The organism is Bradyrhizobium sp. WU425 (assembly GCF_021052305.1).
Lineage (GTDB): Bacteria > Pseudomonadota > Alphaproteobacteria > Rhizobiales > Xanthobacteraceae > Bradyrhizobium > Bradyrhizobium canariense_D.
The window spans coordinates 3,349,136-3,369,794 of the sequence record NZ_CP088089.1; the positions used below are offsets into that span (position 1 = coordinate 3,349,136).

Annotated in this window: 20 protein-coding genes; 17 read left to right on the plus strand and 3 right to left on the minus strand. The window is 62.8% G+C overall.

Annotated elements, in window-relative coordinates:
* Position 1 precedes the first annotated feature (1 nt).
* Entirely contained in the window at positions 2-799 is a 798-nt protein-coding gene (locus tag BcanWU425_RS16080) for a hypothetical protein (protein ID WP_231190649.1), read from the plus strand.
* The gene (locus tag BcanWU425_RS16085; RefSeq protein WP_231190650.1) at positions 796-2,148 is read left to right on the plus strand and encodes a hypothetical protein; all 1,353 of its coding nucleotides are present in this window, start codon (positions 796-798) and stop codon (positions 2,146-2,148) included. The genes BcanWU425_RS16080 and BcanWU425_RS16085 overlap by 4 nt, the downstream gene beginning before the upstream one ends.
* 335 nt (positions 2,149-2,483) lie before the next feature.
* Here the strand turns inward: BcanWU425_RS16085 and BcanWU425_RS16090 are convergent, their stop codons facing one another.
* The 3 genes from BcanWU425_RS16090 to BcanWU425_RS16100 form a co-directional block, all read right to left on the minus strand.
* Positions 2,484-3,206, minus strand: a complete 723-nt coding sequence (locus BcanWU425_RS16090; RefSeq protein ID WP_231190651.1) for a class I SAM-dependent methyltransferase — start codon at positions 3,204-3,206, stop codon at positions 2,484-2,486.
* A gap of 89 nt (positions 3,207-3,295) precedes the next feature.
* Positions 3,296-3,901 carry a hypothetical protein gene (locus BcanWU425_RS16095; protein ID WP_231190652.1) on the minus strand — a complete coding sequence of 202 codons (606 nt, stop codon included), beginning with the start codon at positions 3,899-3,901 and terminating at the stop codon, positions 3,296-3,298.
* Between the two features lie 121 nt (positions 3,902-4,022).
* Positions 4,023-4,232: a hypothetical protein gene (locus BcanWU425_RS16100; protein ID WP_231190653.1), complete on the minus strand. Its 210-nt coding sequence runs from the start codon at positions 4,230-4,232 to the stop codon at positions 4,023-4,025.
* Positions 4,233-4,448: 216 nt separating this feature from the next.
* Between BcanWU425_RS16100 and BcanWU425_RS37710 the strand changes: the two genes are divergently transcribed.
* The 15 genes from BcanWU425_RS37710 (at position 4,449) to BcanWU425_RS16170 (ending at position 20,644) form a co-directional block, all read left to right on the plus strand.
* The gene (locus BcanWU425_RS37710; RefSeq protein ID WP_445818655.1) at positions 4,449-4,622 is read left to right on the plus strand and encodes a hypothetical protein; all 174 of its coding nucleotides are present in this window, start codon (positions 4,449-4,451) and stop codon (positions 4,620-4,622) included.
* A 661-nt stretch (positions 4,623-5,283) separates the two neighbouring features.
* Positions 5,284-6,483: a hypothetical protein gene (locus BcanWU425_RS16105; RefSeq protein ID WP_231190654.1), complete on the plus strand. Its 1,200-nt coding sequence runs from the start codon at positions 5,284-5,286 to the stop codon at positions 6,481-6,483.
* A 492-nt stretch (positions 6,484-6,975) separates the two neighbouring features.
* A complete protein-coding gene (locus BcanWU425_RS16110; RefSeq protein WP_231190655.1) occupies positions 6,976-7,326 on the plus strand; it encodes a hypothetical protein in 351 nt (116 codons plus the stop codon).
* Between the two features lie 9 nt (positions 7,327-7,335).
* A complete protein-coding gene (locus BcanWU425_RS16115; RefSeq protein ID WP_231190656.1) occupies positions 7,336-7,794 on the plus strand; it encodes a hypothetical protein in 459 nt (152 codons plus the stop codon).
* A 56-nt stretch (positions 7,795-7,850) separates the two neighbouring features.
* Positions 7,851-9,101 carry a phage tail tube protein gene (locus BcanWU425_RS16120; RefSeq protein WP_231190657.1) on the plus strand — a complete coding sequence of 417 codons (1,251 nt, stop codon included), beginning with the start codon at positions 7,851-7,853 and terminating at the stop codon, positions 9,099-9,101.
* A 140-nt stretch (positions 9,102-9,241) separates the two neighbouring features.
* Positions 9,242-9,715: a hypothetical protein gene (locus BcanWU425_RS16125; RefSeq protein WP_231190659.1), complete on the plus strand. Its 474-nt coding sequence runs from the start codon at positions 9,242-9,244 to the stop codon at positions 9,713-9,715.
* A 113-nt stretch (positions 9,716-9,828) separates the two neighbouring features.
* The gene (locus tag BcanWU425_RS16130; RefSeq protein WP_445818656.1) at positions 9,829-10,059 is read left to right on the plus strand and encodes a hypothetical protein; all 231 of its coding nucleotides are present in this window, start codon (positions 9,829-9,831) and stop codon (positions 10,057-10,059) included.
* Positions 10,037-10,747, plus strand: a complete 711-nt coding sequence (locus BcanWU425_RS16135; RefSeq protein WP_231190667.1) for a hypothetical protein — start codon at positions 10,037-10,039, stop codon at positions 10,745-10,747. The genes BcanWU425_RS16130 and BcanWU425_RS16135 overlap by 23 nt, the downstream gene beginning before the upstream one ends.
* Positions 10,747-13,341 (plus strand): hypothetical protein, encoded by a 2,595-nt coding sequence (locus BcanWU425_RS16140; RefSeq protein ID WP_231190668.1) that lies wholly within the window; start codon positions 10,747-10,749, stop codon positions 13,339-13,341. The genes BcanWU425_RS16135 and BcanWU425_RS16140 overlap by 1 nt, the downstream gene beginning before the upstream one ends.
* A gap of 3 nt (positions 13,342-13,344) precedes the next feature.
* Entirely contained in the window at positions 13,345-13,719 is a 375-nt protein-coding gene (locus BcanWU425_RS16145; protein WP_231190669.1) for a hypothetical protein, read from the plus strand.
* On the plus strand, positions 13,719-14,246 hold the full coding sequence (locus BcanWU425_RS16150; RefSeq protein ID WP_231190670.1) for a DUF1833 family protein: 528 nt from the start codon (positions 13,719-13,721) through the stop codon (positions 14,244-14,246). The genes BcanWU425_RS16145 and BcanWU425_RS16150 overlap by 1 nt, the downstream gene beginning before the upstream one ends.
* Positions 14,246-14,659 carry a hypothetical protein gene (locus BcanWU425_RS16155; RefSeq protein WP_231190671.1) on the plus strand — a complete coding sequence of 138 codons (414 nt, stop codon included), beginning with the start codon at positions 14,246-14,248 and terminating at the stop codon, positions 14,657-14,659. The genes BcanWU425_RS16150 and BcanWU425_RS16155 overlap by 1 nt, the downstream gene beginning before the upstream one ends.
* Before the next feature lie 86 nt (positions 14,660-14,745).
* On the plus strand, positions 14,746-18,534 hold the full coding sequence (locus tag BcanWU425_RS16160; protein ID WP_231190672.1) for a host specificity factor TipJ family phage tail protein: 3,789 nt from the start codon (positions 14,746-14,748) through the stop codon (positions 18,532-18,534).
* A complete protein-coding gene (locus tag BcanWU425_RS16165; protein WP_231190673.1) occupies positions 18,531-18,965 on the plus strand; it encodes a phage tail assembly chaperone in 435 nt (144 codons plus the stop codon). Before BcanWU425_RS16160 ends, BcanWU425_RS16165 begins: the two co-directional genes overlap by 4 nt.
* Positions 18,962-20,644 (plus strand): hypothetical protein, encoded by a 1,683-nt coding sequence (locus BcanWU425_RS16170; protein ID WP_231190675.1) that lies wholly within the window; start codon positions 18,962-18,964, stop codon positions 20,642-20,644. Before BcanWU425_RS16165 ends, BcanWU425_RS16170 begins: the two co-directional genes overlap by 4 nt.
* The last annotated feature ends 15 nt before the right edge of the window (positions 20,645-20,659 follow it).

Consider the following 20,659-nt stretch of genomic DNA (forward strand, 5'->3'; position numbering starts at 1 on the left):
AATGACGCAGATCACCGTTCCTGGCGTCGCGACCACTCTCGCCAGCCTGACCAGTCGCATGTATGAGGGCGCTGGCACCTATTCGCTTACGATCCCGTCGACGTTGGTCGGAAATATGATCTGGATCGACGGCGCCGCGCCGGGTGGCGGTGGCGGCGCCGGGCAGAATTCGGCAAACACCGCCGGGGGTGGTGGTGGAAGCGCCGGGATCGCCGTCAACGGCTTTCCTCTGTCGGTTTCACCTGGCGACGTGCTCACTATCACGATCGGAAGTCCCGGTGCTGGCGGAGTGACGGGTGGCGCTCCCGCAACGAACGGCGGAACGATCACCATCTCTGGCGCTACGACGCAAAATGGCAATCCGAGTGCGTTTCCGATCATCAATGGGGGTGTCGCGGGAAGTCCTGGCGCGGCGGGCGTCGGTGGTGCAGGCGGCATCGGGCGAGGATCAGGTGCCGGCGCATCCGGTGCGGCCAATACGAACGGCAGTAGCGTTGCGACGGCTTATGGCCTTGCGCTACCGTCCTCGGGCGGCGGTGGCGGCGGTAGCACCGGCGCGACCGGTGGTGCGGGCGGCAGCTCAATCATGTGGCCGAGCGCGGCCGGCGCCGCAAACGGCGGCGGCGGCGGCGGAAGTGGTGGCTGGTGGGGCTCTGGACAACCGGGCAGCGCCAATGGCGTCAACGCTACTTCAAGCCCAACCTGGTCTGGTTGGGGCGGTGGCGGCGCCGGCGGCGGCGCGAACGCGAATGGTGGCCCCGGCGGTCCGGGGATGGTCCGTATCCGTTATTCCGCATGATGTTGAGCCATACGCAGGCCGCGCCGTCGCAGCGGGCACTGTCGATCAAGGCAAACCTCGCGGCCGGCGGTCTGACGATCCCGTCGGATTTCATCGGCTACAGCTTCAACACGACGACGATGTTGAAGGGTTTGCTCAATGGCTCCGCCACTTCGCTGATCAATCTTGCGAAGATGGTCGGATCAAGCGGCAGGCTGAGGGTGGGCGGTAGCGATCAGGATTGGTCGCCCGCTCCAAACCTCACGCCTCAGCTTGCCAGTGATCTCGGCGCCTTCGTGACCGCTCTTGGCGCTGGATGGAAGTGTCTCTACGGTCTCGACCTTGCCATCAACGACCCCGCACTTGCTGCGACGCAGGCCGGCTATCTCGACGCGGTCATGGGCAGCAAAGTCTCGTTTCATTTCGGAAACGAGCCTATGGCGAGCGGCTATCTCAATACCGGCAACTATGCGGCCCGGTGGAACTCTTATTACAGCTCGCTCATAGCGGCGCTGCCCGCTGCGGCTCTGATGGCGCCGGACGAGTTGTCGTTCAGTCCGGTCCCGACCCTGGTTAACGGGCTTACGCCCACGAAGAACGGGCTCGCGGCGATCACGATGCATTGGTACGTTGCCCTCGGCACGCCGCACACGGCCGAGGGATTGATCGCTACCATTCGCGCCAACATCTTGAGCGTGACCAACACCACGGGCTTCTTCAACAACAACGAGTGGGCCGGCTCGGTCCCGCAAGTGGTGACCGAAAGCAACAGCTTTTCAGGCGGAGGATTGCCGGGCGTGAGTGACCGCCTCTGTGCGGCGATTTGGTATCTGAATCAGGCAATGGTGTTTGCGAAAGGTGGCTTTGCCGGCCTCTGTACGCATAACAACCTCGCGTGGGACGGAAGCAGCGGCTGGGCAAACGGACCTGTCGTCGGTGCGGTGAAGCCGAATGCCTATGGCGCGCTGCTGGTCCAGCCTGATCTGATCAGCTGCGCGCCAGGTGCCATCTTCTACGGCATTTACCTGTTCTCGAAGGTTTTGGGGCAACAGATCCTCAAGGCGCAGACTGACAGTAATGCCAACCACACGTCGTTGGCCACGCTCGGTCCGAACGGCAGCGCCAATATTCTCATTGCCAACAATGACACGGTGAACTCCCTGGTCGTGACGCCAGATCAGACGTCGGTTTGGACTAGCGCGAACGTGCTGATGCTGTCGGGGAGCGGACCCTATGACGCGGCGCCGACCCTCGGCGGCGCTTCCATTGGCGTGGGCGGGACATGGGGCGGGGCGCCAACCCCGATCAACTTCGGGCAGACCGTTACGATCCCGCCTTGCTGTGCGGCGCTGATTCAGATCCAACCTTAGCAGAGCGTGCAGATCGAAACTCTTCACCCATTGGTGTTCTAGCACTCTCGCGACTTTCGTCAGAAAGGCCGCTCGCGACCGTTCGGCCGAGCCAGTCAGGGAAAAGTCGAACTGAGTGATCCCCGCGCTCGACACGGCGGACGTTCTCGTGGAAGCACCTGGCGTAATGGAGGGCGTGAACTATCAGCGAGCCGACCAGCATTCCCGCGAGAAACAGCATAACTCGACCAAAGGGATAGTTGAAATGCCACAGCTACCCATGGGCGAGTTCCGTTGTCAATGGCCGTTCACGCTGACGGTTGCTCGGCGCGATCCAAAGGTATTTTTACTCCCCCTCAGGAGACTGTCGCCAACGCTCCGCAGTGATAGGTGAAAACCCTGGAAGCCAAGGCCCGGTCGATGGACAGCAGGGATCGTCGCAGCGTCTGCGAAATTGCAGCCTTGGCTTTCCCCTTCTGGAAAGCGTGAACCTCTGACGAGTGATCGAAGATGTCGAGTTTCTCGACGTCGAGGCCGCTGGTCTGGAGGAGCAGCAAGAAGGACTCGGGCGAGTATGCGTTGATGTGCCCGATATTTAAGGAGCGCTGCATGGCCGGGAAGGACGTTCGCAGATGCAGTTCGCACGGCACCTCCGTATAGACGAACTTCCGAGAGACCCGCGCCATCTCCTCAATGAACCCGCGCGGTTCCGGAACATGCTCGACGACATGGCTTGCAAACACGAGATCAAAGGAGCGGTCCGGAAATGGCAGCCGTTTTCCGTCATACTGTTTAAGGTCTAGATCACGTGCCTGCGGGTCCAGATGTTTTGACGGGTCGGCATAATCGACGCCAATATGTGAGCTGCCGACTCCAAGCTCCTTGACCGCGGCCAGAACCGCTCCGGTCCCGCACCCGACCTCAAGGACATTCTCGACGGGCCGGTCACCCAACAGCGTTTTCAGGTTCGAGGACTTGTCTCTGGCGCAAATCTTCCGCCAAACGATCTCGCGCTCGGGATATTCACCTTCGTAATGCTCATTATAGGCTGACACCTTAAAACGACTTGAAAATGCCACGGCAACCTCCATCGCGCAATGGTTGCATTGTTGCAGAGATGGAGAGTAACGCAAGTCCCGACATAGCCAATAACCGCTACGTCGATCTGTTAACGATAGAGAAACCCCTCTGGTGCTGTTGTTGGGGTTGGGGTTGGGGAAGGCGACGGCCGCGGCCTCAACTTGGGCTCGATGTCTTCTAGGTCGCTCACTGCCCAGTTTCCACCTCCAAGGGAGAAGCTAATGTCGAGGCAAAACTGGCGAACCAGATAGCTGAAAACCTCTTCCCTTGTCATGTTTTTGTTATCGATATCGTGTGAGCCATCTGGAGTCATTTGAATCGCTCTGTGGTACTCCATCTTATCGATGTATTTGGCGACTTCCGCATGATCGAAGCTCGATAGCCTAAGGTTGTGAGCAAAACTGTTCCGAACCTTCGCGACAAGCAACGCTGAAGAACGGCCGCGATCTGTGAGGACGTTTAGCGCTCTCGCCAAGTCGATTTTGGCGCCAAAAGTCGAAACTGACCCTCGAATTGGGTCAAAAAGACGCTTTCGAATTTCCGCATCAATTCCAGGTAGCCGACGGACGATCAGTTCGACTAGGTGGGTCTCAATGTAGGATGCCGCCAGGATCGCGAGCGTCCTGGGATCACCGCCAAAAAGCTTATGAAAGATGCTCGCGAGGTCTTTGGCATGATCGGGCGGCGCTGTCATCGTGTGACCTTTTATAGAAAGGTTGACCATACCTCATCTGTGACGAGTTCACAGCCGTTTGGGTATTTCCGTGTCCACTCCTCAGGCAGCTAGCTGCAGCAGGCAAGCTGTCCGAGATCGCTCAGAAATCTCTGTCGAACCGACTTTGGCGTTTTTCGGCGGCTTCGGCGAGCTTCATCCAGTCCCCGGCGAGCCGCAACCATGCTTCAGCGGCGTCCTGGCTGATGGCTTTCTCCGCCAGTTGCCGGCACTCGTTCGCCTGCTCGCGGAAGCGTCTTGCGTCCTCTTGGCTCATGAGCCCGAGATAGCGAAAAGGGCGGTAGCCGTCCACACCCTCAGGGGGAGCGCACCAAAGTCTCTAGGGCTTTAAATGTGTGGGCCATCCATGGTCTATGGCGCTGTTTGACGAACCCTGTCGTTTTAGACAGGTGCCGACCGTCCCGAGATGTGGGCATGATCGCGGCTAAAGGACGGAGGCATTGTTGTGCAGCGCTACTTTTTTCCCATCATTCACAACGGAGAGACACAGGCCGATGACGCGGGGGAGATGTTTAGCTCAGCCGCTCTGGCGGCGCAGTACGGCGCCCGTGTTGCTTGGGAGATCGGCAGCGATCCTGACTACGACCACGCTAGCGGCACCGTCGTAATCGTAGTCGACACCTCGGGTGCTGAGATCGCGCGGTATGGAGTTAAGGGGAACGCGGTGGAGGCAAGTGAGTGACGATGAGGTAAGAAGGACAGTCTCAAGGCGCGGTAAGCCAGCGCTTAGAAGGAGGCCCACCATCCGTCGGGGAATGGCTCCAGCAAAGTCCAATCGACTTGGTTGTCGTTGTCAGGGGGACTGCTAGCTTCTGCATTCCTGCTTAGTGGCGCGTGGCGACGGAGGCGAACAGACATGGCGCCTGCTTTGCGACTTCGAACGCGGCGCGACGGAGGATGTGTCAAGCGTAATGGAGGCACACCGCGGGCGCTTCGCTCTGCTTCTTCGACCAGATCTCGAAGATATTCCAATTCTGAGAGCTGAGAAGTGAGTTCGATAAGTTGTTCGACGTAAACGATTGCGCGAGAGCCTCGCATAAATCTCCTCCCCAGCACAAAAAACACTCTCTGGACAGCGTCAGAGCAAAAGCGCGAGTAAAAGTGGAAGACTATCACCGGCAAATAACGGATTTCAATATGTCAGGCGTACTGCCTCAGGTTGTCGCTGCTTCGGCGCGGTCCAGAATGTTGAGGCAAACCCGCTCGGAACCGGTGCGCGACCTGCGTTTACCTTGTTTGCAGTTCCGTCGCTCCGCTGTGCCGTTCTGAATCAACCGCCGCCAGACGCGCGCACGCCGAGGTTGACCCGCTGAGTCTGCGCTGATTCCCTTGTCGGAGAGGGAATGGCAGTGAGGTTGCGTAAGCTCATCCGCCGATATCAGAGCGACCCGCTGTCAGGCTGGCACAGGCTTCGCTATGCCACTCGCCAGAACCAACGCAACCTGCTGCGGCAGATCGACGGGCGCTACGGCAACGTCAAACTGAGGAAGATCAAGGGCCGGACGCTGCTGAAGTGGCATGCGCAATGGCTCGACGGCACCAAGTACTCGGCAGCCCGCGCCTTCACCAAGAAGATCCGCGTGTTGTTCGGCTTTGGCTTGGCGATCCTGGATGACGAGGAGTGCAAGCGCATCCGGCAGGTGATGTCCGCGATGCGCTTTCCGGGCGCGCCAAGGCGCAAGCAGCGCGTCACTGCCGAGCAGGCGGCTTCGATCCGCTCTGGCGCCTGGCACATCGGGCGAGGCTCGGTGGCGCTGGCGCAGGCCTTCCAGTTCGAGGTCATGCTGCGGCAAAAGGATACTATCGGCGAATATCTGCCGCGCAAGCTCGCTGAAGGCGGTCCTGGCGTCGAGGTCGGTGACGAGAAGTGGGTAAGGGGGCTGCTCTGGTCGGAGATCGACGATGACCTGATCCTGCGGCACCAGACATCGAAGACGAACAAGCCGGTCGTGGTCGACCTGAAGCTTGCTCCGATGGTGATCGCGGATCTCAGGCGTCTCGGCGTCGTTTCGAAGCGGGGCAAGCTTCGCCTGGTCCAGCGGCTCTCCGGGCCCGTGATCGTCAGCGAGACCTCGGGGCTTCCGTATCCTGCGTTTGATTTTCGCCGGATCTGGCGCGCAATCGCCCGCGGCGCCGGCGTTCCCGACAACGTGTTCAATATGGATAGCCGCGCCGGCGGCATTACCGAGGCTTTCGACGCCGAGGCCGATCCGGACTCCATCCGGACGGCGGCGACGCACAGCGAGCTCGCGACCACGCAAGGGTACAACCGCGGCGACGAGCTGGCGCGGTCGCGCAAGGTCGCAACGGCGCGCATCGCCACGCGGCCATTCGCAGCGCTGACCGGGACCACGTCTCGGCGCGCGCTCAAGGAACGAGCCCGGGGAGGGCACAGGAATGAGATCGGTCGTGACCGTCGCCAATCCAGCCAGCGATACAGCGCTCACGACGCTGGAACGCGTCAAGCTCGAGCTCGGCATCCCGAGCGGAACCACGACCAGCGACCCGATCCTGCAGGAAAAGATCGAAGAAGCCTCGGATGACATCGAGGCGGCGCTCGGCTTTCGCCTGGTGCGGGAGAGCGCGGTCGAGACCTTCTGGCACGAGCAGTATGACAGTGCGCCGGAGAAGCTCATCCTGGACCGGACGCCGGTGGCCTCGATCACGAGCGTGGTGGTCGACGGGGTCGCGATCGACGCCTCGACCTGGCGCATCGATCCGAACACGGGTGAGCTGTTTGCGCTCTGCAACGGCTATCCGAGCGTCTGGGTGTTCTTGCAGAGCATCGTCGTGACTTATGGCGGTGGCTATATCCTGCCGCCGGCGAGCAACCGGACTTTGCCGAAGGGGATCGAGGGCGCGTGCGTGGCGCTGGTGTCGAGCTTCTGGGCGGCGCGGGGGCGGGATCCGACGCTGCGCTCCGAAGAGATTCCGGATCTGATCAGCGCGACGTACTGGGTCGGCGCCGTCGGCGAAGACGGCGAGCTGCCGCCCGATATCGTCGCCAAGCTGGCGCCGTTCCGCAGGGCGATCGCATGACGCCGGAGATGGCAAGGCAGCGCTACGCGATCGCGCTCAGCCGCTTCAGCCAGGTGACGATCCGCCGGTATTACGGTGCGGGCAGTCCGCGGGCGCACTATGAGAAGATCTGCCGCGGCCGCGAACTACAGTATGCGCCAAACGAGATCGTCGGGCCCATCCTGCAGGGCGACTGGAAGCTCATCCTGCTCGCCGAGGATCTCGAGAGCGGCGCCGTCAGCCTGCCGCTGCTGTCGAGCGACAAGGCCATCGTGCGCGGCAAGGAGCTGACCATTGCGGGAATCGACGACAAGACGCGCCGGTTTGGCGACGTTCTGGTGGCCTATGTGCTGCAGGTAAGGGGCTGAGCTAAGGGGATGAGCACCACGGAAGCCCAGGCCCGCGCTGCGGTCCGAGCCCAGCTGCCCGGCAGCGCGTTTGCGTTCCCGATCTATTGGCAGGGCGACGATGCGCCGACCTTGCCGGATACGCCCGCAGCGTTCGCGTTCATCGTCTTCAACAATGAGGGCTCCGGCGGGCGCCCGGCGGCTTTCGGCGGCGGCCGCGGCCGCAATCTTTTTCGCAACCGCGCGCTTGTCGAAGCTTATGTGTTCTCGCCGATCGGCTCGGAGACTGGCGCCGATGCGGCATCAGGCCGGGCTGAACAGATCGCATCACGGCTGCGCGGCTTTCGCGACAACGATATCAGCGTGTTCAGCGCCGATGTGATCTTCGTCGGGCCCGGGTCATCGATCTCGGTGCCCGGCGTGACGGCGCCGAACAACTACCAGTGCGCGGTCGCCGAGATCGTGCTGACATTCGACCAGATCGGCTAGAGCCGCAACCCGCACCGTCGTGACGACGGCGCATTCCATCCCGAAAGGAATCTGCCATGAGCTTGGCCGAAGGCGTATCAGCCAGTATCCGCTACAAACCCTATTCGACCGGCGTCATCACATCGAACGTCGAACCGGTGCCGGCGGTCGACCCGGCCGTCACAGGCGGCCAGATCATGCGGCGCGTCTCGTCGTCGCTCAAGCTCGCCAAGGACACCTATCAGTCGAACGAAGTCCGCACCGATCGACAGATCGCGGATTTTCGTCACGGCAAGCGCAGCGTCACGGGATCGATCACGGGCGAGCTCTCGCCGGCGACCTGGTTCGACTTCATCGAGGCGTCGTGCCGGGGCACGAAGTCAGCCGCGTTGATTGCGCTGGGGCCGTCAGCGCTGACCAGCATCGCGGCCGACAACGCCACCAGCAAGTTTGTCGCCGCCGGCGGTGACCCGGTGGCACTCGGCTGGCGGATCGGCGACATCCTGCGCGCGACCAACCTGTCGGATCCCGACAACAATGCGAAGAACTTCCTGGTGACCGCCTTTAGCGGCACCAGTAATCGCAACATCTCGGTCTACCCCGCGCCGGACACGATGACGGCGGATACGTCCTTCTCGCTGACGAACACGGGCAAGTCGGTCTACGTGCCGTCCTCGGGCTTCGTGTCGCGCAAATGGGGCATCGAGATCTACAACTCCGATATCGACGTCTCGCGTCTCTTCACGGAATGTCGCGCGGCCGGCTTCACCATGGACCTTCCGGCCAGCGGCATGGCGACGATGGAAGTGCCGTTCATGGGCCGCAACATGGTTGTCGGCTCCGGCGCCTCGGCGCCGTTCTACACCTCGCCCACGGCCGAGACCACGACCGGCCTGATCGCGGCGGTCAACGGCTTACTGATGGTGTCGGGCGCGGCCGTCGGCGTCGTCACCGGCCTCAACATCAAGATGGAGCTGAGTCCGTCCGGCGATGCGGTGGTCGGACAGAACTTCGTGCCCGAGATCTTCCTTGGCCGGGCCAACGTGACCGGCCAGGCCACGGCATTCTTCCAGGACACCACGTTGATCAACGACTTCATCAACGAAAGCCAGGTGTCGATCCTCGCCTATCTGACGACGACGTCGGCGGTGAATTCGCCGGCGATCTCGGTCTATCTGCCGCGGGTCAAGTTCGGCGATGCCGACGTTGCGACCTCGGGCGAGGGCGGCCAGGCCATCACGATGCCGTTCCAGGCGTTGAAGGCCGATGGCACGAATCCTGGCGACGAGGCGACGACGATCCGGATCGTCGACACCCAGGCGACCTAACCGATATCCACAGTTCCCCGCCGCACACGGGGATCCTCGCACGGGCGGGCCGCAGTGATGCGCCCTGACCGGGCGGTGACGTCACCGAGCGGCCTCGCTGGCGGGCGAGGCCGTTCACCCTTCCGCCAAAGGAAATCAGCATGAGCAAGTTCGGCAATCTCGCCGCGAACACGTCCGAGGTATTCAAGGTCGAAATCATCGACGCCACCACCGATGAGGTGCTGCGCGACAAGGACGGCAAGGCCTCCTACATCGAGGTGCTCGCCGCCGACAGTGTCGAGGGCCGGGCCTTCGATCGCGATCGTCAGCAGGTATTCCGCAAGAAGGCCGCACGCACCCGGGGCGGCATGCCGGACTTTGATCAGCTCGAGGAGAACGTCGCCAAGTGCGCTGCGCTGACCAAGGGCTGGTACCTGGTCGATCCAGTGACGCGCGAGAAGATCGGCGTCGACTGCACCCGCGCCAACGCGCTGGAGCTATATTCGGCGCCGGGCATGCACTGGCTGTTCATCCAGCCGTGGGTGGCGCTCAATGATGCCGCAAATTTTATTCGGAGCTCGTCGAGGAACTCTACGCCTTCGCCGAGCACGAATTCCGCAACCAGCGAAAGCTGAGCGACGGCGCGACAGTCGGCGATCACGCCGAGTCGGCGGCGCGTCAGTTCGCCGCCCTCGGCAAGAAGGTCAAGGTTGCCGCGATCGATGATGCCGCCGAATGCCCGGAGGCGCTGGCCTATCTCTGGCGCTTTTTCTCCGAGCTATCGATGGGGCTGGCGTCGAACGGCTTTGGTCCAGCGCTGGTGACGTGGGAAGCATTGCGGGCGTGGTCCGAGTTCATGGCTGTGAGCCTGGAGCCGTGGGAAGCGAAGGTACTGGTCACGCTTGGATACCGGCGGGCCGTGATCGCAGACGAAGAGCAGGCAAAAAAGGCGCAGCGTGGCGGTCAGAACAAGAATTGATTCGATTGCGACCGACATCAATCTGATCGTCAGCCGCGATCTTTCGCCGACAGGCCAGAGCCGCGCGATCGCCGACTACGCGCGGACTGAAATTGCCCGCGCCGACGAAAAGAACAAGCGTATCTTGGGCCGCGTCCCGCCCAAGGTGATTACGGTCGACGGGCGCAAGGGCGGTCAGCTTGAAGATGTCCGGCCAAACGGTGGGTCGATCATCACCGAGTGGGAAATCGTCAGCAACGTCCTGGCATGGATCGGCGATACGCTGAGGGCTCGCTCGCCGTTTGTCTCCGGCGACTTCCGTGAGGGATGGATGCTTCTGGCCGACGGTCAGGTTGTCGAGCTGGGCGGACAGATCCCCCCGGCGGACGTGTACACCTTCGTCAACGTCGTGCCGTATGCGCGGAAGATCGAGGTCGGCAAGACGACTTCGGGGCGGGACTTCGTCGTTCAGGTTCCGAACAGGATTGCGGAGCGCACGGCCAAGGATGCAACGGCGAGGTTCGGCAATATTGCCAAGATCAGGTCGGTCTGGATATCGCTTGCCAATCCATACACACTGAAGAACGACCAGGTCTCACGCTCGTTCGCCGGCGGCAAGCTCCGCATCAGTAAGCGTCAGCGTCCCGATCGCGTGCGGGGCAGCGCGATCACCTATCCCGCCATCACTGTCACACTGAAGGCTGCATAATGGCTGATGTGCAAGAGGCCGTCCGGCGTCTGTCGATCCAGACGACAGAGACCGGTACGGCCGACGCAACAAAAAAACTGAACGACCTTGCCAGGGCGCAAGGCGGCGTTGCCGTGGCATCTGCGAACACCGAGAAGGCGACGCTGTCGCTTGACAAGAGCTTTTCCTCGATCGAGCGCAAGTATGTCGCCCAAGTGCGCGCCCAACAGGATTATGAGAAGATCCAACGTCAGGTAAATGCAGCAGTATCGCAAAATCCCGCGCTGCAGGAGCGGGCGAATGTGGTCCTGGCTGCGGCACGTGAGCGGCATGATCAGCTTGCGGGCTCGCAACGGTCGTTGAACGTGATCGCGGCCGACCTCAATGGCCGGCTGCAGGCGCAGGCAGGCTCGTTCGGTGTGGTGGGGCAGGCACTGACGGCGTTAGGTCCGGCGGGTCTCGCGACGGCGGCTACCCTTGGCAGTTTGGCTGCGGCGTTCTATCTGGCGTCTGCGGGTGCCCATGATCTTGCGGCGAAGGCGCGCGAGCTGAAGGATTTCAGCGAAGCGACGGGTCTGACGGTCAACCAGGTGCAGGCGCTGCGCTCCGAGGCAACCAAGTTCGGGGTCGACTCCGATACGCTGCAGGCAGGCCTGCAGAAGTTTACGACGGGGTTTCAGGAGCTCCGGCTCGGCACCGGCGACTTGCTCACGCAGGTTCGTCGCATCAATCCGGCCCTGGCCGATCAGATGGCACTCGCAACCGATACCGCCACGGCCTTTACGCTGTACGGCCAGGCGGTCGCACAGACCACCAACATCTTCGAGCGAAACGCGCTGGCGCGCGCGGGCCTCGGCAAGGGCGGCCCGACGGTCGCGGAATTCCTCGGCAAGGTGGGCGACGTCAAAGCGTTGGCTGATGCCTACGACGCGGCCGGTAAGGGCCTGCAGAGGAACATGATCGACAAGCTGTCGGAGTTGGATCTCCAGATTGCCAAGACGACCGGCAAGGCCAGGGAAAATTTTTCGTCGATCTTCGCAGGACCGGTGCTGGAGGCCGAGCTGGCGTTTGCGAAAGCCTTCCTCAGCCTCTCGGAGATCGCGAAGAACTTCTCCATGTCGGAGGATTTGAAGCGGTATCTCCAGATTTATCTGCGGATCGCAACAGCGCCGATTCCGGTCGTTGGTCTCGCGGTCTCGGCCGGGCTTGGCCTGGCCGGTTCGGGCGGTGGACGTCCAAGCACATCGATCGACGACGCCCACCGGCAGGCATCGATGGCTGAGGCTCTGGCCATTTCGGATGCCGTTCCACGAACCCGACCATCCGCGGGAGGCAGCACGGAAACGCCGGAGTCGCTAGCGGCCAAATGGCGGAACTACGTGTCAGTGCTGGGTACCGCGGCCACGCCGAGCGAACGACTCAATGCCGCGATCTCGGAACTGGGGGTCAAGGCGAAAGAGGCGGGCGTCGGCGCCGACGTGTTGGCGCGCGGCATTGCCGGACTGAAGCTGGACGACGCGATTGCGCGCCAGAACGCCCACAATTCTGCGCTAGGCGCGGCCGCGTCGCAGGCGGATATTCTCCGGGCAAAGACGCTGGAACTTGCCAAGGCCCAACAACAGGGCGCCAGCCTTACCGATCAGCAGATTGCAAAGATCAAGGAGGTGACCGCGGCGCAGGCGCTCGGAACCTACCAGATCGATGCTGCAACTGCCGCCGAAGAGCTACGCATCAGAACGCTGTTCATGGGCTCGGAAGCGGCGCTGTCCTATGCGACGTCACAGGACATCATCAATAAGAAACTGCAGGCGGGCGAGCCGCTCAATGAAGACCAGATCAAGCAGATCAGGGCTTCAGCCGATGCCTATGCGAAGGTCAAGACGCAGGCCGATCTCTATACCGAGGCGCTCAACGGCATAGCCTCGTCAATGTCCAGTACGCTGACGACCGGGATCACCGACATTTTGGATGGGACCAAGTCAATAGGACAGGGCTTCCAGGACATGAGCAAGATGATCATTCGGGCCATCGAGGAGGCGATTGTCAAACTCCTGATCGTCGGTCCGCTCATTAATGCGCTAAAGGGAAGCCTTGGCGGGCTCGGCGGCGGCTTCGATCTCTCCAGCTTGTTTGGAGGCACACCATCGATCAACGCCAACGGATCCATCGCCGGGGCTGTCGGGGCGACCTCAGTGGGTGGTGCGCCGCTGGTCGGGCTGCACAGCGGTGGTATCGTCGGCGCCGAGGCAACGTTTCACCGCTACGTCCATCCGGCCCATTTCGACGATGCCAGCCGCTTCCACACCGGTGGCATCGCTGGCGATGAAGTCCCGATCATCGCGCGCAAGGGCGAGGGCGTGTTCACGCAGGGCCAGATGGCGGCTTTGGGCCGCGGCGCTGGCGGTGGCGGGGCGCCGCAGGTGACCGTGAACGTGGTCAACGCCCCGGCCGGCGTGAAATCGCAGACATCGCAAACCGACGCCAACGGCAACACGCGCGTTGATGTCATCCTGAACAAGGCGATGGATGAAGCGGTCGGAAAGAGCCTGTCGACCGGCACCGGGCGACGCGTTCTCCGAGGCCAGTATGGCGTCAATCAATTCACCGGACAATGAGACATGCCTCTTCCGAGCTGGCCCAGCGACGTTCCATACGCGTTTCAGGACGATGGCGGCAGCCCAATCCAGCGGGCGTTGCCTCCGGTCGCAACCGAGATGGAGGGCGGCAACCAGCGCCAGCGGCCGCGGCCTGGTGATGACATTTCGACGATCTCCCAGACGATCGTGATGACGAATGCCCAGTTCGCGACCTTCACGACGTGGTGGAAGGACACTTTGAATCTCGGGACCGCAAGGTTCACGGCGCCCGTCTGGTCCGGGACGGCCTATGTGACGAAGACGTGCATGTTCGCTCCCGACGGCAAGCCGCAGGATAGCTTCAAGGTGAACGATGCGGTCGCTGTTTCGATGAAGCTGCGGGTGAGCAATCTCTGATGCCGACCCACAACGAAGCCATGATGGAGGCCTATGCCTCCTGTCCGCCGTCGGCGCGGATCTTCTACACGCTGGAAATCTGGCAATCGTCTTTCGATGTGCCGGCGCGCGTTGTCGCGAACGTTCTCGACGACATGGATTTCGGGATAGAGCTAGGTGCGCCTCGCAACAGCGGCGAGACCGTGACCTTCATCGCGTGCCCGTTCGAAGCGGCCTATCCGGAACAGCGCGAAGGCCAGCCGCCGTCGACGACGATCAAGATCGACAATGTCGGCCGCGAGCTGGTGCCGAAGATCCGCGCCGCGCAAGGCGTGCGCGAATATATCTCGGTGCTGTACCGCGAGTACCTCGGCAGCGATTTGACCGAGCCGGCGTACGGGCCCGTCGAGTTCGAGCTGCGCGGGGTCAAGATGGTGGGGGCGTCGCTGTCCGGCACGGTGATGGTGAAGAACCTGCAGAACAAGCGATTTCCGCGCATCACCAAAAATTATGACTACGTGCAGTTTCCGAGCTTGCTGCCCGGCTGATGTCGCGTTCCGAATTTCTCTCGCCTTTGATAGGCGAACCATGGGCTTGGCAGTCACGCAACTGCTGGGACTTCGCGTGTCACGTCCAGCGGGCGCTGTTTGGTCGAGACCTTCCTGGGCTCGTCGTGCCCTCTGATTTTTCACGCCGATGGGTTCTCGCCGAATTCAACCGCAATCCGGAGCGGGCCCGGTGGCAGGCGGTCGCTGACGGCCCTGGCGGCCTGGTGATGGCTTCAGACGGCGCGTTGGTGCTGATGGCCCATGCGCGCTTCCCCGCACATATCGGCGTCTGGCTGAGGCCTGAAGGCCGCGTGATCCATTGCGACGGCAAGACCGGTGTTGCCTGTGAGACGCCGCTCGCGTTGCGGCAGATGGGTTGGAAACATCTGATGTTTTTAGAGCCGAGATCCTGATGCACGGCACAGCAAAGCGGCGGACGACCCCTTGCACCGGAGCGGGCACGCGTCGGCAGCGCCGGGCGAAGCCTGGGCGAAGCCCGGTGCTGCATCTGGTCATGCCCGGCCTCGAGGTCGCGCGCGCAGAGCCGCGGCCGCGAGAGACCATATCGGCGTTCCTGCGCCGGATGGGATGGGCGAAGCGCGACCGCGTTTACGGATGGCAGTTTAGGAAGGGATTGCCAACCGTCCTCGAAATCAACGGCGAGGCGGTGCTGCGCAAGTCATGGGCGCGCCGGCGCATTGCCGCGAACGACAATGTGCGCTTCGTATCCTATCCGCTGGGTGGGGGCGGCAATGGCGGCGCGAAGCAGGTCATCGGGCTGGTTGCGCTGGTTGCGGTAGCGGCATTCGCAGCGGCCGTGACGGGTGGCGCAGCGGCTGGGCTGCTCGGCGCGGCATTTGCGGCGGGGCACTTTGGTGCCTACGCGCTCGGCGCTGCGATCGGGATCGGCGGTTCGCTGCTGATCAATGCCCTGGTGTCGCCGAAAGCCGGCGCGACCAACGCGCCGAGCGCAACGCAAGACCAGATCTATTCCGTCCAGGCGCAGGGCAACACCGCAAGGCTCGGCCAGCCGCTGCCGGTATGGTACGGGCGGCTGAAGGCCTATCCCGATTTCGCTGCGACGCCGTGGGGCGAGTTCGTCGGCAACGATCAATATCTGAACGTACTGCTGTCGACGACCATGGGCAGCATGGAGTACGAGGCGCTATATCTCGATGACACGCTGTTCTGGGATCCTGATGACGGCATATCCGCCTCCTTTCCCGGTGCGCAAGTTGCCTTCTATGAGCCGGGCGCGGACGTCACGCTGTTTCCGACCAATGTGGACCAGTCCTCCGAGGTCTCCGGGCAGGAGATGCCGGAGGGAGGCAATATTCTCGGCGGCAAGTATGTGGCGGGCGGCGGCGCCACGCCTGGCGCATGGCTTGGTCCGTTCGCAGCCAACCCGTCCGGCACGCTGGCACAGTCGCTGGCGATCGACTTCGTGTTTCCGGGCGGCTGCTACACGGCCGATCGGGACAATGCGGACATCATCGGTTATTCCAACTTCGGTCTGACCGCCGAATATTGTCCGATCGACGACGCCGGTGTGCCGACCGGGCCGATGACGACGCTGTTCTCGGTGGTCAGGCAGTATGGCAGCCGCACGCCGGTGCGCGACACGGTCAAGGTCGACGTGACGCCGGGGCGGTACGCGGTGCAGCTGCGCCGTCATGATCACAGCCTGCAGGATACTCGCGGCGTCACGGTGGCCGTCTGGGCCGGCTTGCGATCGTTCCTCAAGGGTGCCAATTCCTTTCCCGACGTCTCCACGGTTGCGATCCGGCTCAAGGCCTCGCAATCGACGCAAGGCTCCTACAAGTTCGGCGTGCTCGGCACCCGCAAGCTGCAGGTCTGGACCGGATCCGTGTTCGAGCTGCAGGCCACGCGCAACCCGGCCTGGGCGTTCCTGGACGCGGCGACGAATTCGCAGTACGGCTCCGGCCTGTCGATCGCCAAGGTCGACTTCAACGCCGTGGTCAACCATGCCACCGGCTGCACAACGCGCGGCGATACCTTTGATTATCGTATTGCGACAGCGGTTGCTGTGCCGGACGCCTTCGACAAGATCCTGACCGCCTCGCGGACGCGGCACTTTTGGCTCGGTGACACCGTGTCGATCGTTCGCGACGAATGGCGCGACATCCCGACCATGCTGCTGACCGATCGCGAGATCGTGCGGGGGTCGACCGGGGTCTCGTTCTCGATGCTCGGCGACGAGGATCCGGATGCGGTGATCCTCGAATATATCGACGAGCGCACCTGGCTTCCGGCGCAGGTGCAATATCCACCCAATGACGAGACCTTCACGGCTCTTAACGCCGAGACCAAAAGGGTCGACGGCATCTGCAATGCCGATCAGGCCTTTCGCGAGTGCGCGTTCTATTATCTGCAATCGATCTACCGGCGCGAGAATGTCGAGATCGGCGTGGAATACGAGGGGAGGGCAATCACTTTCGGGCAGGTGGTTCGCGTCCAGTCCGAATTGCCGCAGACCTATGGTTATGGCGGCGCCGTGGTCGCTGTCGCCGGCCGCAACCTGACCCTCGAGCCGGCGCCGGTCTGGGACAGTGGCCCGTTCTATATCCGGCTGCGGCAGCCCAACGGAACTTCATTCGGCCCTGTGCTCTGCACCGAGGGCGGTGATGCTGGCGAGGCCGTGCTGAACGCAGCGAGCCTCAGCGCCGCGGAGGCCGCGCAATCGACCACGCTGGCGGCGGTGCTCGCACGCGAAGACGGCGCCGAATATCCGTCGTTCGAGCTCGGCAGCGGCGTCAGCGAGTCCAGGCTTTGTGTCGTGCTCGGCGGCGTGCCGAACGGCGAGTTCTGCACGCTGTCGCTGGTGGTTGACGACGAGCGGGTGCACGCCACCGACCTCGGTGATCCGCCGCTGCTGCCGGGGCCGCAATTCCCGTCAGACAGTAAGGTGCCTCTGATCGTCGGCCTCAATGCGTCCTATGGCCAGGGTGTCGCCGAACCGAAGCTCTCGGCGAGCTGGTTTCCGGCGGCCGGCGCCGAGTTCTACGTTGCGGACGTGTCTTATGACGATGGCGAGACCTGGGCGCAAATCTACGAGGGAATCGACAACGGCTTCAACGTCGTCGTGACGTTGGCGGCCCTGCGCCTTCGGGTGCAGGGGGTGACGCCTGGCAGGCTGCGAGGTCCTTACGCGGTCGTCGATATCCAAGCACCGGTGATCACGATTGCGAACGGTACGGTTGGGCTGGAGTCACTGATCGAGGGTATCAAATACCAGGTCACGACGCTGCGCGATCAGTTGCAGGACGAAATCAAGACTGCCGTCAATCTTATTGCCTCGATCGCCTCCGATGTCGCTGCGCGGGCGCCGATCGACAAGCAGGAATTGCGAACGCAAATCTCGGCGCGGTCCGACGATGCACTGGCGCAGATCGACGATGTTCGCATTGTCGCCGTCACGACCGAGGCGGCGTTCGCTTCCTTCTCGACCACAGCAACAGCGACATGGGGATCGACGACCGCTTTTGTCGAGAACAGCGCGACGGCAATCGCGACCATCAACGGTTACGCCGCCGCACAATACGCTGTGACGCTCAACGTCAATGGCTACGCGACCGGCTTCAATCTTCTCAACGGTGGTCCCGGCTTTTCCACGTTCACCATCGTGGCCGACAAGTTCCAGATCCAGTTGCCCGGCTACAATGGCAATGCGCCCCTTGGTGTCTTCACAGTCGGAACCGTCAATGGTGTGGCGGCCATCGGTGCCAGCGCCAACATGTACCTCGATGGCACGCTCAACGCGCGTGCAATCGTGGCGGGCTCGATCACGGCGGTGAAGATCGGCGCGGGGGAGCTTACCTCCGACTCCGGCGTATTCGGTGCGACCAGCGTCAAATCGTTGAGCATTGCTGACAATGCGGTGACCGTGCCATCCGTGCAGGTTCTCGGGTCTGACCTGTCGATTTCCAATAGCGGCACAAATTTCTTTAGCTTCAACCTCTCGGTCGACACAACCGGCCTGTCGGGTAAGACGATCGCGATCTATGCCAACGTCACGTTCAAGTATACGCAGTCCACGCCGTCCACCATCACCACGACATGGGCGCTATCGGTCAACGGCACTCAGGTCGACGGCTTCAGCGCGCAGTCCGGACCCGGCAATTACATTCTGTCGATGGCGGGCGCGCGGACGATCACGGGCACGGGCGGCACGGTCACTGTTCCCATTGTCGCGACGGGCGTTGCCGGCGGCGGCGCCGACGTGGTCAAGGCCAATGCGTGCCTGTTTGCACAGGCATCGAAGCGATGAACGTTCATTACGACACCACGACCGGGCAAATCGTCTCCTACGGCTACGGCGCCGATCACAGTGATGGTTTCGATGCGAGTCCGTATCCCGGCTGCGCGGTCGCGCTGCTCGACGACCAGCCGGTCGATCCGCGCACGCAACAGTTCGATGTGGTTGCGTGGAAGCTGGTCGCGAGGACCGATCCATATGATCCTGAGTCGGATCGCGTCGCGCAGCTGCGCGATGCGGTCCGCGCCGAGCTGGCAGCGTCCGACAAGTTCATGATGCCGGACTATCCGATGTCTGACGCTGCCCGCGCCGCCTGGACCGTCTATCGCCAGGCGCTGCGCGATTGCTCAAAGGGCAACGCGACCAGTGCGGCGATGCTGGCTGCGATCCCGGCGCGGCCGGACGGCTCGACATTGACGCTTTCCCCGGAGGTGACCACATGACGGCGCTTGTCAGCTATTCCACCGGCACCGTCTCGGTCGCGGCAGGCGGCACCACCGTCACCGGCGTCGGCCCGATCTGGAATGACGGCAGTGCCAAGCCGGGGGACATTCTCCAGATCGGCAATTTTCAGTCGGTCATCTCGGACGTCACCGACGCGACGCATCTGGTGATCCCGCCCTGGGGCGGCGGCGCGCAGGCGGGCGTTGCCTACAAAATCTGGCAGGTCTCGCCGCAGCGCTTCGCCGGCGCCGAGGCGATGGCGACCGTCAACCGGCTGGTCATCGCGCTCAACGCGCGCGAGATCCCTGTTATCGTCAGCGCCGACGAGACCTTGCCCGATCCCTCGCTCGGCGAGGAAGACCAGACCGCGATCCAGCCGACCACCGGCAAGGTCTGGGTCATGACCTCAGGCGTCTGGACCTATCTCGGCATCTACCGCGGCTTCAACCTCACGGGAGCCTACAACGGCGCGACCACCTATTCGGTCGGCGACGTCATGACCGATGCCGGGACGTCCTATGTCTGGATCAATCCGACGCCGGGATCCGGCCACGCCGCGCCGAACGCGACCTATTGGCAGGTGGTGGCGAGCAAGGGCGACACCGGCCCAACGGGTGCGACCGGCGCCGGCTATGGCGGAACGTCGACGACGTCGCTTGCGATCGGCACGGGCTCCAGGGTGTTCGGCACCCAGGCCGGGCTCGCCTACACCAACGGCGCCCGCGTGCGCGCCAGCTCGGCGGCGAACACGGCCAACTGGATGGAAGGCCTGGTCACCTATAGCGGCACCACACTGACCATGACCTCCGCGAAGGTCGGCGGCAGCGGCACCTTTGCCGACTGGAATCTCAACGTCGTCGGCGAGTCTGGCGCGGGCGACCTGTCGAGTGCGAGCAATCTGTCCGATCTCGCGAGTGCGGCGACGGCGCGCAAAAATCTCGGCCTTCCGGCGATGGCGCGCAGCTATCTCGCCGGACTGACGCTCTCGACCGGGGGGTCTTCGTCGACCTTCGCGGCCGCGGCGGGTGTCGCGGTCGACGACAGCAGCACCGACTTCATGTCGCTTGCAGCGTCAATTTCCAAGACCACGGGCGCCTGGGCGGTCGGTACCGGCAACGGTGCGCTCGACACGGGGACGATCGCAAACAGTACCTGGTATCATGCCTATCTGATCAAGCGGCCGGATACCGGCGTCGTGGATGTCCTGATTTCGACGTCGGCGAGCGCACCGACCCTGCCGACCAACTACACGCTCAAGCGCCGCATCGGCAGCATGAAGACGGACGGCTCCGGCAACTGGACCAGGTTCAGCCAACTCGGCGACAAGTTCCTGTGGGCGGTGCCAACGCAGGATGATGTCAGCGCTGTAGGCACGACGGCGGCGCTCGTTACGCTCAACGTGCCAACGGGTATCCAGGTCGATGCGGAGATCTTCGGCCTCGGTGTCAATACGGCGAGCGGCACCACCTGGATGATCACCTCGCCTGATCAAACCGACACGCTGCCGGCGACTTCGATTTTCTCCGGAATCGTCGGTGCAAACTCGGTCAACGTGACCTATTCGCAAGTCGTCAGAACCAACACGTCGGGACAGATCAGGAAGCGCGCCAGCGCCGCGACCACGACCATCTACGTCAATACGTTCGGCTGGACCGATCGCCGCGGCAAGGACAGCTAGCGCGATTTGTCGCGC

Excerpts from the sequence above, each read along its gene's own strand:
- BcanWU425_RS16080 (WP_231190649.1), top strand. The coding sequence starts at position 2 with ATGACGCAGATCACCGTTCCTGGCGTCGCGACCACTCTCGCCAGCCTG.
- BcanWU425_RS16085 (WP_231190650.1), top strand. The coding sequence starts at position 796 with ATGATGTTGAGCCATACGCAGGCCGCGCCGTCGCAGCGGGCACTGTCG.
- BcanWU425_RS16095 (WP_231190652.1), bottom strand. The coding sequence starts at position 3,901 with ATGACAGCGCCGCCCGATCATGCCAAAGACCTCGCGAGCATCTTTCAT.
- BcanWU425_RS37710 (WP_445818655.1), top strand. The coding sequence starts at position 4,449 with ATGTTTAGCTCAGCCGCTCTGGCGGCGCAGTACGGCGCCCGTGTTGCT.
- BcanWU425_RS16105 (WP_231190654.1), top strand. The coding sequence starts at position 5,284 with ATGGCAGTGAGGTTGCGTAAGCTCATCCGCCGATATCAGAGCGACCCG.
- BcanWU425_RS16110 (WP_231190655.1), top strand. The coding sequence starts at position 6,976 with ATGACGCCGGAGATGGCAAGGCAGCGCTACGCGATCGCGCTCAGCCGC.
- BcanWU425_RS16115 (WP_231190656.1), top strand. The coding sequence starts at position 7,336 with ATGAGCACCACGGAAGCCCAGGCCCGCGCTGCGGTCCGAGCCCAGCTG.
- BcanWU425_RS16120 (WP_231190657.1), top strand. The coding sequence starts at position 7,851 with ATGAGCTTGGCCGAAGGCGTATCAGCCAGTATCCGCTACAAACCCTAT.
- BcanWU425_RS16125 (WP_231190659.1), top strand. The coding sequence starts at position 9,242 with ATGAGCAAGTTCGGCAATCTCGCCGCGAACACGTCCGAGGTATTCAAG.
- BcanWU425_RS16140 (WP_231190668.1), top strand. The coding sequence starts at position 10,747 with ATGGCTGATGTGCAAGAGGCCGTCCGGCGTCTGTCGATCCAGACGACA.
- BcanWU425_RS16145 (WP_231190669.1), top strand. The coding sequence starts at position 13,345 with ATGCCTCTTCCGAGCTGGCCCAGCGACGTTCCATACGCGTTTCAGGAC.
- BcanWU425_RS16150 (WP_231190670.1), top strand. The coding sequence starts at position 13,719 with ATGCCGACCCACAACGAAGCCATGATGGAGGCCTATGCCTCCTGTCCG.
- BcanWU425_RS16155 (WP_231190671.1), top strand. The coding sequence starts at position 14,246 with ATGTCGCGTTCCGAATTTCTCTCGCCTTTGATAGGCGAACCATGGGCT.
- BcanWU425_RS16165 (WP_231190673.1), top strand. The coding sequence starts at position 18,531 with ATGAACGTTCATTACGACACCACGACCGGGCAAATCGTCTCCTACGGC.
- BcanWU425_RS16170 (WP_231190675.1), top strand. The coding sequence starts at position 18,962 with ATGACGGCGCTTGTCAGCTATTCCACCGGCACCGTCTCGGTCGCGGCA.